The 15,685-nt window shown below is 64.2% G+C and carries 13 protein-coding genes; 12 read left to right on the plus strand and 1 reads right to left on the minus strand.

Annotated elements, in window-relative coordinates:
* The first annotated feature begins 51 nt into the window (after window positions 1-51).
* The 11 genes from DEQ67_RS19230 (at window position 52) to DEQ67_RS19280 (ending at window position 12,975) form a co-directional block, all read left to right on the plus strand.
* On the plus strand, window positions 52-978 hold the full coding sequence (locus DEQ67_RS19230) for a carbohydrate ABC transporter permease (protein ID WP_006599986.1): 927 nt from the start codon (window positions 52-54) through the stop codon (window positions 976-978).
* The gene (locus DEQ67_RS19235; RefSeq protein WP_004061658.1) at window positions 978-1,949 is read left to right on the plus strand and encodes a carbohydrate ABC transporter permease; all 972 of its coding nucleotides are present in this window, start codon (window positions 978-980) and stop codon (window positions 1,947-1,949) included. The genes DEQ67_RS19230 and DEQ67_RS19235 overlap by 1 nt, the downstream gene beginning before the upstream one ends.
* A 96-nt stretch (window positions 1,950-2,045) precedes the next feature.
* The gene (locus DEQ67_RS19240; RefSeq protein WP_006599984.1) at window positions 2,046-3,227 is read left to right on the plus strand and encodes an ABC transporter ATP-binding protein; all 1,182 of its coding nucleotides are present in this window, start codon (window positions 2,046-2,048) and stop codon (window positions 3,225-3,227) included.
* A 169-nt stretch (window positions 3,228-3,396) separates the two neighbouring features.
* On the plus strand, window positions 3,397-4,431 hold the full coding sequence (rhcE, locus tag DEQ67_RS19245; RefSeq protein ID WP_004061652.1) for a 2-keto-3-deoxy-L-rhamnonate dehydrogenase: 1,035 nt from the start codon (window positions 3,397-3,399) through the stop codon (window positions 4,429-4,431).
* Window positions 4,432-4,518: 87 nt separating this feature from the next.
* Entirely contained in the window at window positions 4,519-5,724 is a 1,206-nt protein-coding gene (gene rhcD / locus DEQ67_RS19250) for an L-rhamnonate dehydratase (protein WP_115803552.1), read from the plus strand.
* Window positions 5,725-5,726: 2 nt separating this feature from the next.
* Entirely contained in the window at window positions 5,727-6,755 is a 1,029-nt protein-coding gene (locus DEQ67_RS19255) for a TIGR03560 family F420-dependent LLM class oxidoreductase (RefSeq protein WP_006599982.1), read from the plus strand.
* A 228-nt stretch (window positions 6,756-6,983) separates the two neighbouring features.
* A complete protein-coding gene (locus tag DEQ67_RS19260; RefSeq protein ID WP_008609140.1) occupies window positions 6,984-7,742 on the plus strand; it encodes an IclR family transcriptional regulator in 759 nt (252 codons plus the stop codon).
* Between the two features lie 99 nt (window positions 7,743-7,841).
* Window positions 7,842-8,693 (plus strand): 2,4-diketo-3-deoxy-L-rhamnonate hydrolase, encoded by an 852-nt coding sequence (gene rhcF, locus DEQ67_RS19265; protein WP_115861508.1) that lies wholly within the window; start codon window positions 7,842-7,844, stop codon window positions 8,691-8,693.
* A 51-nt stretch (window positions 8,694-8,744) separates the two neighbouring features.
* Complete coding sequence (rhcB, locus tag DEQ67_RS19270) at window positions 8,745-9,542, plus strand: L-rhamnose 1-dehydrogenase (RefSeq protein ID WP_115861510.1); 798 nt, start codon at window positions 8,745-8,747, stop codon at window positions 9,540-9,542.
* A 780-nt stretch (window positions 9,543-10,322) separates the two neighbouring features.
* The gene (gene rdfA / locus DEQ67_RS19275) at window positions 10,323-10,946 is read left to right on the plus strand and encodes a rod-determining factor RdfA (RefSeq protein WP_004061642.1); all 624 of its coding nucleotides are present in this window, start codon (window positions 10,323-10,325) and stop codon (window positions 10,944-10,946) included.
* Between the two features lie 79 nt (window positions 10,947-11,025).
* The gene (locus tag DEQ67_RS19280) at window positions 11,026-12,975 is read left to right on the plus strand and encodes an archaea-specific SMC-related protein (RefSeq protein WP_115861512.1); all 1,950 of its coding nucleotides are present in this window, start codon (window positions 11,026-11,028) and stop codon (window positions 12,973-12,975) included.
* Between the two features lie 133 nt (window positions 12,976-13,108).
* On the opposite strand, the gene DEQ67_RS19285 is transcribed toward DEQ67_RS19280, so the two are convergent.
* Window positions 13,109-13,873: an IclR family transcriptional regulator gene (locus DEQ67_RS19285; RefSeq protein ID WP_004041037.1), complete on the minus strand. Its 765-nt coding sequence runs from the start codon at window positions 13,871-13,873 to the stop codon at window positions 13,109-13,111.
* A gap of 364 nt (window positions 13,874-14,237) precedes the next feature.
* Between DEQ67_RS19285 and DEQ67_RS19290 the strand changes: the two genes are divergently transcribed.
* On the plus strand, window positions 14,238-15,650 hold the full coding sequence (locus tag DEQ67_RS19290; protein WP_115861514.1) for an amidohydrolase: 1,413 nt from the start codon (window positions 14,238-14,240) through the stop codon (window positions 15,648-15,650).
* Window positions 15,651-15,685 lie beyond the last annotated feature (35 nt).

A 15,685-nucleotide genomic window follows, 5' to 3' on the forward strand; every position in this document is an offset into this window, starting at 1 on the left:
ATTCGGACCGTCGCTCGAACGACCGCGGGCCCGCGGTGGTGAGACGAAGCCATGAGCTACTCGAAGCAGGCGAGAGGGTCGTTCGAGAGCGTCTCCGAACGGATTCCCGAAGGGGTCAAGGTGTACCTCCCGGTCCTACCGGTGACGGCGCTCGTCGGACTGTTCATCCTCTACCCCATCGCGCAGGCCATCTACTCGAGCTTCTTCAACAAGGACCTGCTCGCGCCCAGCGAGGCCGAGTTCGTCGGACTGGCGAACTACGCCGAAATCTGGTCGAGTCCGACCATCCATCAGGTCCTGTGGAACACGCTCGTCTGGGTCGTCGTCGGTAGCTCCGCCGCTATCGTCCTCGGCTTCTTGATGGGCTGGCTCCTTCACGAGAAACTGCCGTACACGAGCGTCGCGAGCGCCATCGTGCTCATCCCGTGGGTCCTCCCGCGGGTCGTCGGCGCGTCCATCTGGCAGTTCATGTTCGGCGGGTCGCAGGGTATCATCAACGAACTGCTCGTCCAACTCGGCGTCGTCGACGAGTACATCGTCATGCTCGGCTCGACGGAACTCTCGTTGTGGCCGCCCATCATCGGGATGATTTGGCGGCTCGCACCCCTGTTCGCGCTGTTGACGCTCACGTCCTTGCAGGGAATCGACGAGCATCTCTACGAGGCCGCGCGGATGGACGGTGCGACGCCGTGGGAGCAGTTCCGGTTCATCACCATCCCGATGATGCGGTACAACCTCGCCATCGGGTTCCTCCTGATGCTCATCTACAACATCAGGAACTTCTCGATGATTTGGGTGATGACGAAGGGCGGCCCCGGCGTCTCCAGCAGCACGCTCCCGGTCATGATTTACCGGACGGCGTTCGTCGACTTCGACGTGGGGCTGGCGTCGGCGCTGTCGCTCATCCTGTTCGTCGTCCTGCTCGTGTTCTCGTACTACTACATCCAGGTGTACGACCAAGTGCGGGGTGACGTCTGATGGCGGCACAAGACTCCGACGCCGACCCGGCCGCCGAGTTCCGGCGGAACGAGTCGTGGCTGTTCGACACCACGGCGGGTGCGTACGTCCGCAAGACGGCGGTCGCGCTCCTGACGCTCGTCGTCTTCGCGTTCGTCCTCTTCCCGCTGTACTGGATGGTCGTGACGGCGTTCAAGACCACCGCGGAGATTCAGCAGATTCCGCCGACGGTGTTCCCGAACGACTTCTCGCTTGAGGGCTTCCGGCTCGTCGTCGAGTCGTCGATTCAGGCGGGCGGCTACACCTCGCTGTTCGCCAACCTGTTCGGCTGGCAGGCGTCGTCGGCCATCGACATCGACATCCTGTCGCTCGTGTTGAACAGCCTGAAAGTCGCCGTCGGCGCGGGCGCAATCGCGCTCGTCCTCGGGACGGCCGCGTCGTACGTGCTGTCGCGCCGCGACTTCGTCGGGAAGAACGCGCTGATGAGCATCTTCCTCGCGTCGCTGATGTTCCCGGGGACCGCCATCATGGTCCCCGAGTGGGAACTCGTCTCGGCGCTCGGCCTGTTCAACACGCACCTCGTGTTGATTCTCATCTACGGCGCGATGACCGCGCCGTTCGTCGTCTGGCTGATGAAGGGCTTCTTCGACGACTTCCCGGACTCGATTATCGAGGCCTCCCGCATCGACCAGTGTAGCTCGATAGAGACGTTCTGGTACGTCATCGTGCCGATGGCGCGGAACTCGCTCATCGCGTCGTTCATCTTCGCGTTCCTCCTCGCGTGGAACGAGTTGGTGTTCGCGCTGACGCTCCTCGACAACTCCCGGTACACGGTTCCGCCGGGGCTCTTGACGTTCGTGCAGGGGTTCAACACCCAGTGGAACGTCGTCGCCGCGGCCTCCATCATCATCTCGCTTCCCGTCCTGCTCGGACTGGCCTACATCCAGCGCTACTTCGTGCAAGGACTCACCGGCGGCGCTATCAAGGGATAACACCCTCTCAGCCGCCGTCTTTCGGTGCCGCACACCGCGGCCAATTTTCGCATTCAGTCGCTAGCTTTAAGAGGTGTACTACGGTAATGTTTTACAATGACACACCTCACAGTAGACGGTGTCACGAAGATTTTCGGCGACCCCGACAAGGACGGAGTCGTCGCGGTCGACAGCCTCGACATCGACGTCGAAGACGGGGAGTTCCTCGTTCTGCTCGGACCGAGCGGGTGCGGGAAGACGACGACGCTCCGGATGATCGGCGGGCTGGAGACGCCAACCTCCGGGGAGATTCGCTTCGACGACGTCGTCGTCAACGACATCAAAGCCCGCAACCGCGACGTGGCGATGGTGTTCCAGGACTTCGCGCTCTATCCGCACATGACCGTCCGGGAGAACCTCGGGTTCGGCCTCAAGCGGGAGGACAACGGGATGTCGAAGGCGGACATCGACGAGCGCGTCGAGGAGGTCGCCACGATGCTCGAAATCGAACAGCTCCTGAACAACAAGCCCGCACAGCTCTCCGGCGGCCAGAAACAGCGCGTCGCGCTCGGCCGGGCTATCATCCGCGAGCCGCGGCTGTTCCTGTTCGACGAGCCGCTGGCGAACCTCGACGCGAAGCTCCGCAAGACGATGCGGACCGAAATCGACGAACTGCAGTCCGAGGTCGGAATCACCTCCGCGTACGTCACCCACAACCAGGAGGAGGCGATGACCATCGCCGACAAAATCGCCGTTCTCAACGACGGCGCGCTCCAGCAACTGGGACGCCCGGAGGAAGTGTTCAACGAGCCGGCGAACCTCTTTGTCGCGCAGTTCGTCGGCAGCCCGGACATGAACATCTACGACGGCGTCGTCGCCGACGCCGACGGCGGCGCTCGCGTCGAACTCGACGGCGTGAGCTTCGAACTGCCGAGTGACGCCCTCGATACGGAGGTGCCGCCCGGGCGCGTCAACGTCGGGTTCCGCCCGCAGGACTTCTACCAGACGAGCAAGCGCCGCGCCGACGGGCTGACGTTCGACGTGGAGGTCCGCGTCGTCGAGCCGGTCGGCACGAAAGCAATCGTTCACGGAAACGGACCGATGGGCGACGTCACCGCCGAAATCGGCGAGTTCCACGGACTGTCGTCCGGCGACACGCTGTCGCTTTCTATCGCGCCCGAACACGTCTACTTGTTCGACGCCCAGACGGAGGCGCTGCGCAAGGGGCGGCGTATCGAGAACCGAGCCGCCGTCCAGTCACAGTCCCAGTCGTCCGAGTCCGACGGCGTCGAAATCTGAGCCGAACGTCCGGGAGACATCACCTTCGCCTATCGGACGGGCTTTCGAAGCCCACTCAGCCGCGGCTTCAGCCGCGCTACGGCCGAAATCTCCCACCCGCACCCAAACATATTAATCGGTGTGTTCACATGGTGTAAAACGAGACGAACCCACACGGTTATTCGCAACTATGAAAGCCATCATTCAGACCGGGCCGCGCTCGGTAGAGACACAAGAGCGGGAGGTACCCACTCCCGACGCAGACGAACTGCTCATCAAGGTCCACACCGCGGGACTCTGCGGGAGCGACGCTCACGCCTACAAGTACGACGGCGGCTACGAGTGGATTCCCATCCCGCGAATCATGGGCCACGAGTACTCCGGGACGGTCACGGAGGTCGGCGCGAACGTCGAGACGTTCGAGGTCGGCGACAAGGTCGTCGAGGAGCCGATTCACGACTGCGGTCACTGCTTCCAGTGTCGGAACGGTCAGCCGAACGTCTGTCAGAACTTCTCCATTACGGGGATGCACCGCGACGGCGCGTACACGGAGTACGTCACCGTCACCCCCGAGCACGTCCACGCGGTTCCCGAGGGCGTTCCCCTCCGGCACGCCGCCATCACGGAGCCGACGAGCATCGCCACCCGCGCGGTCCTCGACCAGTCGGTGACGACGCCCGGCGACAACGTCCTCGTCGAGGGGCCGGGCCCAATCGGCGTCCTCGTCGCCGCCGTCGCCGACTCCCTCGGCGCGAACGTCGTCGTCTCCGGACTCGGTCAGGACGCGGCGTATCGCCTCCCGCTGCTCGAAGACCTCGGCATCGACACGGTGAACCTCGAAGAAGAAGGCGGCCTCGACGGGCGGGTCGAGTCGCAGACCGACGGCATCGGCTTCGACGTGGTCTTTGACGCGACGGGTCACCACAGCGGCGTGGTCTCCGGGAACGACGTGGTCCGCAAGGGCGGCCAAATCGTCGTCGTCGGCATCCCGAACTCGGCTAGCGAACTCAGCCTCACCTCGACCGTCCGCGGCGAGGTCGACATCAACACCTCCTACGGCTCGACGTGGACGAACTTCGAGCAGGCGCTTCGCCTGATGGAGCGCGGCGAAATCGCGGTCGAGAAGATTCTCGACACCTCTTACAGCGTCGACGACCCCGCCGCGGCGTTCGAAGCGTTCCTCGGTTCGGAGACCTGCAAGCCGGTCTTCCAGTTCGACGGCTGAACGGCCCCGCATTCCGGCCGCGAACCGCTCGACGACAGAAACTATTTTACCCGTGCCGATTGGATGTGAGGTCGTACCAAACAAATCATGGAGATTACAGACATCTCAGCGACGAAAATCAGCAACGAGTCGTGGGGCGAGTTCATCGAGTTCCCGCTCGTCACCATCATGTCGAAGTACGACGAGTACCGCAACGTCGACGGTGAGAACCCGCAGGCCCGCCGCAAGTGGATGGGCCCCGTGGGCGACGTGGTGGTCGAGGTCGAGACGGACGCGGGCATCACCGGCGTCGGCGTCGGTAACTGGGGTACCGGAGCCATCGCCACCGTCGTCGAGGAGACGCTGTCGAAAATCGTGGTCGGGGAAGACCCGATGCAGCGCGAACTCCTCTGGGAGCAGATGTACCGCGCTACGCTCCCGTTCGGCCGGAAGGGCGTCGCGGTCATGGCCATCAGCGCGGTCGACCAGGCGCTGTGGGACATCGCCGGGAAGGACGCCGGCAAGCCGGTGTACGAACTGCTCGGCGGCCCCACCAAAGACGAGATCCCCGCCTACGCGTCGAACCTCCACCCCGTCGACATGGAGAAGCTCGAACGCGAGGCGGTCCAGTACGTCGAGGAGGGCTTCGACGCGATGAAACTCCGCTTCCTCCACGGCCCCGAGGACGGCCGCGCGGGCATGAAGAAGAACGAGGAAATCGTCGCGACGGTCCGCGACGCCGTCGGCGACGAAATCGAAATCGCGGGCGACGCCTACATGGGCTGGTCGGTCAAGTACGCAAAGGAGATGACCCAGCGCCTCGGCAAGTACGACATGGCGTGGGTCGAAGAGCCCGTCATCGCCGACGACATCTCCGGCTACGCCGAGGTCCGCGAGGCCGCGCCGATGCCGATTTCGGGCGGCGAACACGAGTTCACCCGCTGGGGCCACGAGGACCTCCTCGAAGAAGGTGCGGTCGACATCCTCCAGCCCGACGTGGGTCGCGTCGGCGGTATCACGGAACTCCAGAAGGTCGCCGACATGGCCGAGGTCCACGACGTGCCCGTCATCCCGCACGCCGGCACGAACCCGACGCTCCACGCCATCGCCGGTCACACGAACATGCCGATGGCGGAGTACTTCCCGACTCCCGAGTGGTTCGAGGAGCGCCAGGAGAAACGCGAGTCGACCTACGCCGACGCCATCTTCCAGAACCCGCCGTCGCCGGAGAACGGGTCGATTCCGCTGCCCGACGAGCCCGGCGTCAGCACGCAACTGAACCGCGAGGCGCTCGAACACTTCGCCATCGAGTAACGATGTCGGACATCAGCTTCGAGTACAACGTCCCCGTCTTCGCCGGCGCGCCCGACGAGGGGACCGAGCCGACGCACCGCGACACGCCGCAGTACGAGGCGCTCGACTGGGAGACGACCAAGATGGGCGTCCAGAAGGCGGAGGAACTCGGCTTCGACGCGGTGTGGGCACCAGACCACCTGCTGTTGGGTCGCGACCACGCCGAGTACGAATGTTGGACGCTGCTGTCGGCCATCGCCGGCTTCACCGAGGACATCAACCTCGGCTCGCTCGTCCTCTGTAACGACTACCGCAACCCGGCGCTCGTCGCCAAGATGGCGGCCACGCTCGACGTGATTTCCGACGGGCGGCTGGAACTCGGCCTCGGCGCGGGCTGGCACGAACCGGAGTACGACGCCTACGGTTGGGAGTACCGCGACGGCTTCGAGCGCCTGATGCGACTCGACGAGTCCATCCGTCTCATGAAGCGCATGTGGGCCGCCGGCACCGACGGCGCGAGCTTCGACGGGAAGCACTACCAAATCGAGGACGCCTACTGCGTCCCCGGTCCCGTGCAGGACCCCCATCCGCCCATCCTCGTCGGCGGGCAGGGCGAGGAGGTCACGCTCAAACTCGTCGCCAAGCACGCCGACGTGTGGAACACCGACGTGTTCAACGGCGACGTGGAGACGCTCGAACACAAAATCGGCGTCATCGAAGACCACTGCGAGACCGTCGGCCGCGACCCCGACGACATCGAGTACTCGTGGGACGGCCACGTTATCTGCACCCGCGACGAGGAGAAGTTCGACCGCCTGCTCGACCTGATGACGCCCATCCAGTTCGAAGAAGAGTACCAAGACCAAGCGCCCATCGTGACGGAGGAAGACGCCCGCGAGTACTTCATCATGGGGACGCCCGAGGAGTGCGCGGAGGCCATCGAGCGCCGCATCGACGCCGGCGTGACGAAGTTCCAGGGTTGGTTCATCGACTTCCCCGACACCGGCGGCATGGAACTGTTCGCGGACGAAGTCATCCCGCAGTTCAACTGAGGCACCCGCGAGTCGAGCGCGGCGCGCTCGGGTCGCGCTCGCGTCGCCCTTGCGCACTCGCTTTCTTTTTTCGCATCCTCTCGTCAGTCGTCTCCCCGACAGGTACAGAATTTGAATTATTTAAATTATACAAAAAATTCTCCATCCCCGAGTTCGGCGCTCGTGACCGTTCCACCGTTTCCGGCAATAGCGGAAAGACATTTGAGGGATGAGGGTTCATAACCAACTATGACGAAGGACGTCCCGGTCAACGCGGTCAAAATCTCGCTCGAACTCGTCGACCTCCTGCGGGAACTCGACGGGGCGGGCGTCTCGGAGGTAGCCAAGCGACTGGACAAGCCGACCAGCACGATTCACGACCACCTGCGGACGCTGGAGCAACAGGAGTACCTCGTCAAGGAGGGCGACACCTACTACGTCAGCACGCGATTCCTCCAATTGGGCGCGCACGCGCGCTCTCGACAGAAGGTGTTCAACATCGCCCGCCCCGAGATAAACGAACTCGCGCAGGTGACCGGCGAGCACGCGAATCTGATGATCGAGGAACACGGTATCGGCGTCTTTCTGTACCGCTCGCGGGGTCCCGACGCCGTTCGTCTGGACACCCACGCCGGGATGCGCGTCCCGTTGCAGACGACGGCGCTCGGGAAGTCTATCATGGCGAACCGGCCGCGGGAGGAAGTCGAGGGCATCTTGGACCGCCACGGACTGGAGGCGGTGACCGACCGCTCTATCACCGATCGCGAGGAACTGTTCGACGTGTTGGAGCAGGTCCGCGAGCGCGGTTACTCCTACGACGACGAAGAACGGGTCAAGGGCATGCGCTGTGTGGCCGCGCCGATACTCAACGAGGACGACTACGCCATCGCCGCCGTGAGCGTCTCGGGGCCGAAAAGCCGGATGCGCGAGGAGCGCTTTACCGAGGAGCTGCCGAACCAGATTCTCAAGAGCGCGAACGTCATCGAGGTGAACCTCACGTACTCGTAGTCGGCGGGTCGGCGGCCTCGGGCCGCCCGCCTCGCTCCCGTCGTCGCAATGCTGCGTAGAGCGCAACAGTTACGTACCACGGTGTGGCAGAGTGTAACGATGCAACTCGTTCGATACACCGCGGGCGGTGCTCCCGAGTGGGGCGTCCGCCGTGACGACGATGTCGTCCCGCTTTCCGGCCTCCGCGAAGACGTGACCGTCCAGAACCTCAACAGCCCCGGCTTCCTCACCGTCGTCGAGGACGCCGCGGACGCCGCCGAGGACCAGTCGGTCCCCGTCGAGGAGGTGAAACTCCTCGCGCCCGTGCCGCGCCCCGGTAAAATCGTCTGCGTCGGCCTCAACTACCACGACCACGCCGAAGAACAGGACGAGGAAGTCCCCGAACGCCCGCTCCTGTTCGGGAAGGCCGGTACGTCCGTCACGAACCCCGGCGACCCCATCGTCCACCCGGCGGCCATCGACGAGGTAGACTACGAGGTCGAACTCGGCGTCGTCGTCGGGCAGACGGCCAAGAACGTCGACGCCGAGGACGCTTTCGACTACGTCGCGGGCTACACCGCCATCAACGACGTGAGCGGCCGCGACGCGCAGTTCGACGACGGCCAGTTCTTCCGCGGCAAGAGCTACGACACGTTCGCCCCGATGGGGCCGACGTTCGTCCCCGAGGGCGACGTCGACCCGCACGACCTCGACGTCGCCTGCCGCGTCAACGGCGAGACGAAACAGGAGTCCAACACCTCGGAGTTCATCTTCGGCGTCGACGAGGTCGTCGAGTACATCAGCGGCATCACGACGCTCCGCCCGGGCGACGTCATCTCCACCGGCACGCCCGGCGGCGTCGGCATCTTCCGCGACCCGCCGGAACTGCTCGAACCGGGCGACAGCGTCGACGTGGAAATCGAGGGCATCGGCACGCTCACTAACTCGGTCGTCTCCGAGCGCGACGAGTAACCGCCCGCCGTACAGCACAATTATTTATAGGATATCCCGGTACTACCGACTATGAGCACGCACACAGACACCCGACTGAGAGACAGGCATATCGTCGTGACCGGCGGCGCGCGCGGCATCGGCCGCGGCATCGCGGTCCGCTGCGCCCGCGCCGGGGCCGACGTATCGATTTTCGACACGAAGCCCGGGGTGGCCGCCGAGACGGCCGACCTCGTCCGCGAGGAGGGCGGCGAGGCCGAGGTGTACGAGGTCGACGTGACGGACGCCGAAGGCGTCGAGACCGCCGTCGACGCCGCAATCGAGGCGCTCGGTGACATCCACGGCCTCGTGAACAACGCGGGCGTCCAGCAGGCCGTCCCGCTCCTCGAAACGACCGAAGACGACTGGGACCTCCACTTCGAGGTGAACGCCAAGGGGACGTTCCTCGTCTCCAAGGCCGTCGCCAGCCGGATGGTCGACGGCGACATCGAGGGCAGCATCGTCAACATCTCGTCGGTCGGCGCGGAGCGGCCGTTCGCCGGACAGGGCGCGTACGGCGCGTCCAAGGCGGCCGTCCTCGCCTTCACGACCGTGCTGGCGAAGGAACTGAGCGACCACGCCATCACCGTCAACGCGCTCAAACCGGGCACCGTCGAGACGCCGATGGTCGAGGAATGGCTCGACGAGCACGCCGAGCAGTCGGGCAAGTCGCCGGACGAAATCCTCGCGGAGACGCTCGACGTACACATCCTCGACCGAATCGGCCAACCCGAAGAAGTGGGCCACGTCGCGGTCCTGCTCCTCTCCGAGGAGGGCGACTGGATAACCGGCGAGTCCATCGCCGTCGACGGCGGCTACCTCAAACACTAGTGTTCGCCGCGACGACTTCGAGAGCCGCCCGAAGCGTCCGAAACCGATGCTTTCGACTCCCCGAGCCGGAGCGTTCGGCCACAGTACTCACACGCAGTCCGGCATTATCGGATATTGATTGTGTAGAATCTGCCGGCCGGGCGAACTGAACCGCGGCGTGCCCGTCGCGGCGCGCGCGACCGCCGCGAGGATGCGAAATCAAGCGACTCGGAGATGTCCGCACCGACTCGCGCCGCCGCAGTTGGTGGCCTGTCGTCGCCGTCCGTGACTCGTCCAATTCACCTCTGGCACTCAGCGACGAGCTCGTGGCTTTGAGCACCGGATTTCGCCTCCGTGGCAATAATTATTATAAACATAACTCACATATCGGTGTGTCGTGTAACAGCACGTGGGTGGAGCAATCCGACCCATGTGTAATCAGCATCCCGTGCATCCAGCACGATAGCCATCAGTACGTCAGTCATACTGTACGCACGGTAGCCCCCACCGAGTACGCCTGCCCAACTGATACTCGTGAACACGTGGCGCGGCTACCTACCGAGCACAACGTCCCATTGATGCTCTATTTTTCGGTCGTCTCCCGTCGGCTACGTAGCGTCTGCCTTCCCGACTCCGGCCCCGCGTTACTGCCCAGTCTCCGCGCGAGTCGTCGAATCCCATCTATTCCATCCGACATTGCCGGATATTACTGGTTCGATTCCGACGAACGCGCCTCACCGAGTGTGGCGAATCGCTCTCCAAACCTGAAGATATTTCACGCCACCGTGTGAAAAGCGAGTAATGGGTACCGACCAAAGCACGAACCGTCGCCTAAGCAAGGTAGAGCGGGTCATCGAGACGTACGACTTGGACGGATTCGGCGAGCAGCTCGCGGACCGCTGGACGGCTCCCGAGGACAGCGACAGCCTCCGGGACCTCGCGGATCTGATGAACGAGAAGGTGCTCGACGCCGCGCTCCGCAAGGCGGGCGAGGACGTCCTCGAAGGCGAGGTCGAGAACCTGTACACGCTTCTCACCGGCGACGAGACCACGGAGGGGATGCGCGTTCAGGCGAAGAACACGCTCCAGTCCCGCGGCGTCGACGTCGACCAACTGCTCTCGGATTTCGTCTCTCACCAGGCGGTCTACACCTACCTGACGGATATTCGCGGCGTCTCGAAGGACTCCTCGTCCGGAAACAGAATCGACAACGTCATCGAGTCCATCCAGCGACTCCGCGGCCGACTGGTCGCGGTCATCGAGCAGAGTCTGAGTTCGCTCCGCAACACGAGCAAACTCCGACTCGGTGACTTCGATGTCCTCGTGGACACGCAAGTGTACTGCCGCGACTGCGGGACGCAGTACGAGGTCGTCGAACTGCTCCAGCGCGGCGGGTGCGACTGCGACGAGAGCGAATCGAACTAACTGATTACATACTTAGCGCTGTCACATTATCCTCGACTCAACGGGTGATTTTATATTGGTGTACCTGTTGGGTCAAGGTATGAGCTCAGAACAAGTGTCAAAATCCAAAGTCCACCTTTCGGTCGAGAATATCGGTGGCATCGACGACCTGTCAACGTCGTTCGAGCCGGGCGTGACCGTCTTGGCGGGTCGAAACGCCACGAACCGAACGTCGCTCTTGCGGTCCATCATGGCCGCCCACGGGAGCGACGACGTGGCGCTCAAAGGCGACGCCGACGAGGGCTCCGTCGAACTCACTATCGGCGACGAGACGTACACTCGAACGTTCGAGCGGCAGGGCGACACGGTCATCTCCGGCGGGAACCCCGTCCTCGACGACCCGGACCTCGCGGACCTCTTTGCGTTCCTGCTCGAAACGAACGACGCCCGACAGGCGGTCGCCCGCGGCGACGACCTCCGGGACCTCATCATGCGTCCGGTGGACGTCGAGTCGATAAACGAGCAGATCGAGTCGCTCCAGCAGGAGAAACGCGACATCGCCGACGAGCTCTCGACGCTCAGCAACCTCTCCGACCGCCTGCCGCAGCTCGAACGCCGGCGGACGAAGCTCGAAGACCAAATCGAGGAGAAGGAAGACGAACTCGCGGAGAAAGAACAGGAGGTCGAGGAGTACGACGCCAGCGTGAGCGAGCGTCAGGAAGTCGAGAGCGAACTCGAATCCAAGCTTGGCGACCTCCGGAGCAAGCGCCGCGACATCAACGACGTGGACCGCCGCATCGAGACGGAAAAACAGAGCCTCGACGCGCTCGAATCCGAGGAAGCGGAGCTTGAGGACGACGCCGAGGACCTCCCGGAGGTCGCCGGCGGCAAAATCGACGAAATCGAGTCCGAAATCAGCCGCCTCCGAACGCGCCGGCAGGAGATTCAGTCGACCGTCAACGAGCTTCAGTCCGTGATTCAGTTCAACGAGGAGATGCTCTCGGGCACGTCCTCGGACGTCGTGGACGCGCTCCGCGACGCCGACGACGCCGGCGGGAGCGTCACCGACCAACTGCTCGGCGACGACCAGGTCGTCTGCTGGACGTGCGGTTCCGAGGTCGACAAGTCCGAAATCGAGGGGACGCTCGAACGCCTCCGGACGCTCCGCGAGGAGAAGCTCGAAGACAACCGCGACCACCGCGAACAGCTCTCCGAACTCGAAGACGAGAAGTCCACCTACGAGCGCCGCCAGCGCGAGCGCGACCGCATCGAGCGCCGCCTCTCCGAAATCGAAAGCGAGCGCGAGACCCGCCAAGAGCGCATCGAGGAGCTCAAATCCGACCGCTCGGACCTCGAAGCCGAAATCGACTCGCTCGAACAGACCGTCGACGAACTCGAAAGCGAGGAACACGGCGACCTGCTCGACCTCCACCGCGAGGCGAACCAGCTCGAATACGACCTCGGCCGCCTCCGCAGCGACCTCGAAGACGTCGAAGACGAAATCGCCGACATCGAGCGCCAACTCGACGAGCGCGACGAACTCGAAGCGGCCCGCGAGGACATCGAAGACGAACTCGAAGAGCTTCGGACGCGCATCAAGCGCCTCGAATCCGAGGCCGTCGAGGAGTTCAACACCCACATGGACGACGTGCTCGACGTGCTCGAATACGACAACCTCGAACGCATCTGGATCGAGCGCACCGAAAAGCGGGTTCGGGAGGGCCGAAGGAAGGTCACGAAATCGGTGTTCGACCTCCACGTCATCCGGACGAACGAAGACGGCGTGAGCTACGAGGACTCCGTCGCCCACCTCTCGGAGTCCGAGCGCGAGGTGACCGGCCTCGTGTTCGCGCTCGCGGGCTACCTCATCCACGACGTCTACGAGACGGTGCCGTTCATGGTCCTCGACTCGCTCGAAGCCATCGACTCGAACCGCATCTCGCGGCTCGTGGACTACTTCGCGGACTACGCCGACTACCTCACCGTCGCTCTCCTCGAAGAGGACGCGCAGGCGGTCGACAGTTCCTATCCGCGCTACTCGCCGGCGTAACGACGCCGACAGCGCTTCGTTTTTCTCGTTTTTCATCCCCGCGTCGAGTCGCGTCGCGAACGGCGCATCTCGTTTCGAGTTACACTATTAGGTGTGTCACGAACTGGACATTGACGGCGACAGGGCGACGCGCTCAGGAGAGCGCGATGCTCAGTTCCAACTCCTCTGCGATGCCGAGGAGGACTTCGGTGAGACGGTCGAACTGCTCGCCTTTCATCCGGTTGGAGGGGCCGGCGACGCTCAGCGCGCCGAACACGTCGCCGTCCGGCCCCATGACGGGCGCACCGACCGCGCGAACCCCGCTGATCTGCTCTTCGACGTTCAACGCGTAGCCGCGCTCTCTGATTTCGGCGAGTTCGTCGAACAGCGCCTCCTCGTCGTGAATCGTCTGTTCGGTCTCCTTCGGGAGGCCGATTCGGTCGACGATTTCTCGGACCCGTTCTCGCGGCATGTTGGCGAGGATGGCTTTCCCGCTCGCCGTCGAGTGGAGATAGACGCGCTTTCCCACCGTCGACTGCGTCCAGACGCCGTGTTTTCCGGGTGCGGTGTGGACGTACACGCCCCGCCCGTGTTCCTCGACGGTGAAAATCGAGCGCCGTTCCGACTCCTCGGAAAGGACGTTGGTGTAGTGTTCGGCCTTCCCGAATTTGCGTTTCCGCGTTCGGACGAAGTTCCCGAGACCGAGGAATCGAAGCCCGAGATGGTAGGTATCGCCCTCTTTAACCACGTATTCCTGCGCTTCGAGAGTCGTCACGTGAGTGTGTGCGGTGCTCGGCGCGATGTCGAGTTCGCGGGCGATTTCGGTCACGCCCGCCCCGTCGCGCTCCCTGAGTAGTTCGACGATTCTGAGGGTTGTGACCGTCGTTTTGAGCGAGCGGTCGTTCGCGGTTTCGGTCATTATCTGCGGGTCGTCACCATTGCACATAGTATTTTCGCTGCTCCCGAATACCAGTTGTTCGATAACGAATGCGGGCCACGCTGACGCCGAAACGAGTTGTTTGTGAACTATGTGCATGCTTTGCGGCTGGATTGGGGTGCGACGCCCCGCCTCGAAGACGGCGAGGTCAACGACCGAAAAACGGCAGAGAGCGGTCCGGAAACGTCCGAAACGCGGGAGCAACGACGCTCGTCAGATTTCGGCGTTTCCCGGTGTTTGGATTCGTTCCTCGTGAATCGTGCGTTCAGTGGGTGATTCGAAGCCCGAACGTTCACCGCTCCGGAAGTGTTATTATCGTTTCTCCAGTCCAATCGCACGAGACGCAATGAACCACAACGAGACGTTCGAGACGGTCGAGTCGCTGGAGGCGGAACTCGTCTCACTCACCGAGTCGCTCTGGGAGCAGCCGGAGCTCGGCCTTCACGAGACCGAATCCGCCGAGTTGCTCTCGTCGGTCCTCCGCGACGCGGGATTCGACATCACCGAGGGCATCGGCGGGATGCCGACGGCGTTCAGCGCGACCTACGGCGAGGGCGAACCGCACGTCGGCATCCTCGGGGAGTACGACGCCCTGCCCGGGCTGTCGCAGACGGTGTCGTCGAACAGGGACCCCGTCGAGGCCGGCGCACCGGGCCACGGCTGCGGACACAACCTGTTCGGCGTCGCCGGCGTCGGGGCCGCCCTCGCCGCGAAGCGCGCCATCGACGACGGGCGGGCCGAGGGAACGGTCACGTTCTTCGGCTGTCCCGCCGAGGAGATACTCGTCGGCAAAGTGTTCATGGCCCGCGACGGGGCGTTCGACGACCTCGACGCCGCGCTCACGTGGCACCCGAGCCATCTCAGCGCGCCGTTCATGGCGCAGACGCTCGCGATGAACTCCGTCGAGTACACGTTCCACGGCGAGTCGGCGCACGCCGCCGACAGCCCGCAGTCGGGTCGGAGCGCGCTCGACGCCGTCGAACTGCTGAACACCGGGTCGGAGTTCATGCGCGAGCACGTCTCCGACGACGCCCGCATCCACTACACCATCCCCGACGGCGGCGGCGCGCCGAACGTCGTCCCCGCGGAGGCGACGGCGTGGTTCTACGTCCGCGCGCCGACCCGCGACGAGGTCGACCGCATCACCGACTGGCTCGACGACGTGGCCGAGGGCGCGGCGCTCATGACCCAGACGACGATGTCCCGGCGGTTCCACACGGGCTGTTACGACTACGTGGCGAACCACGCGCTGTCCGATGCACTGCTGGAGAACATGCGACTCGCCGGCCCCATCCCGTACACCGACGAGGACCGCGAGTTCGCCGCGGAGCTTCAGGAGACGCTCTCGGCGGAGACAATCGAGGCGCGGACGGCGCAACTCCCCGAGGAGCGGCGCGAGGCGGCGCGCTCGTCGGTGCTGTATCCGGACGCCCAGCCCTCCTACGACGTGGGGACCGTCCTCAACGGCTCGACGGACGTCGGCGACGTGAGTTGGATTACGCCGACCGCGCAGTTCTGGGCGGCGTCGTGGCCGGTGGGGACGCCCTCGCACACGTGGCAGGCCGTCGCCGCAAACGGGAGCTTCGGGTCGAAGGCCGCGGTGTACGCCGCGAAGGTCCTTGCGGCGACGACGCTCGACCTGTTTTCGGACGAGGCGCTGGTGGCGGCGGCCCGCGAGGAGTTCGAAGCGTCCGTCCCCGGCGACTACGAGTGTGCGCTGCCCGAGGGGACGGAGCCGCCGTTCCACCTCACGTTGTAGGCGGCGAGCGTCGGGAAAATCAGCTCTCGTTTCGG

This window comes from Haloferax sp. Atlit-48N (assembly GCF_003383015.2).
Classification (GTDB): Archaea; Halobacteriota; Halobacteria; order Halobacteriales; family Haloferacaceae; genus Haloferax; species Haloferax volcanii.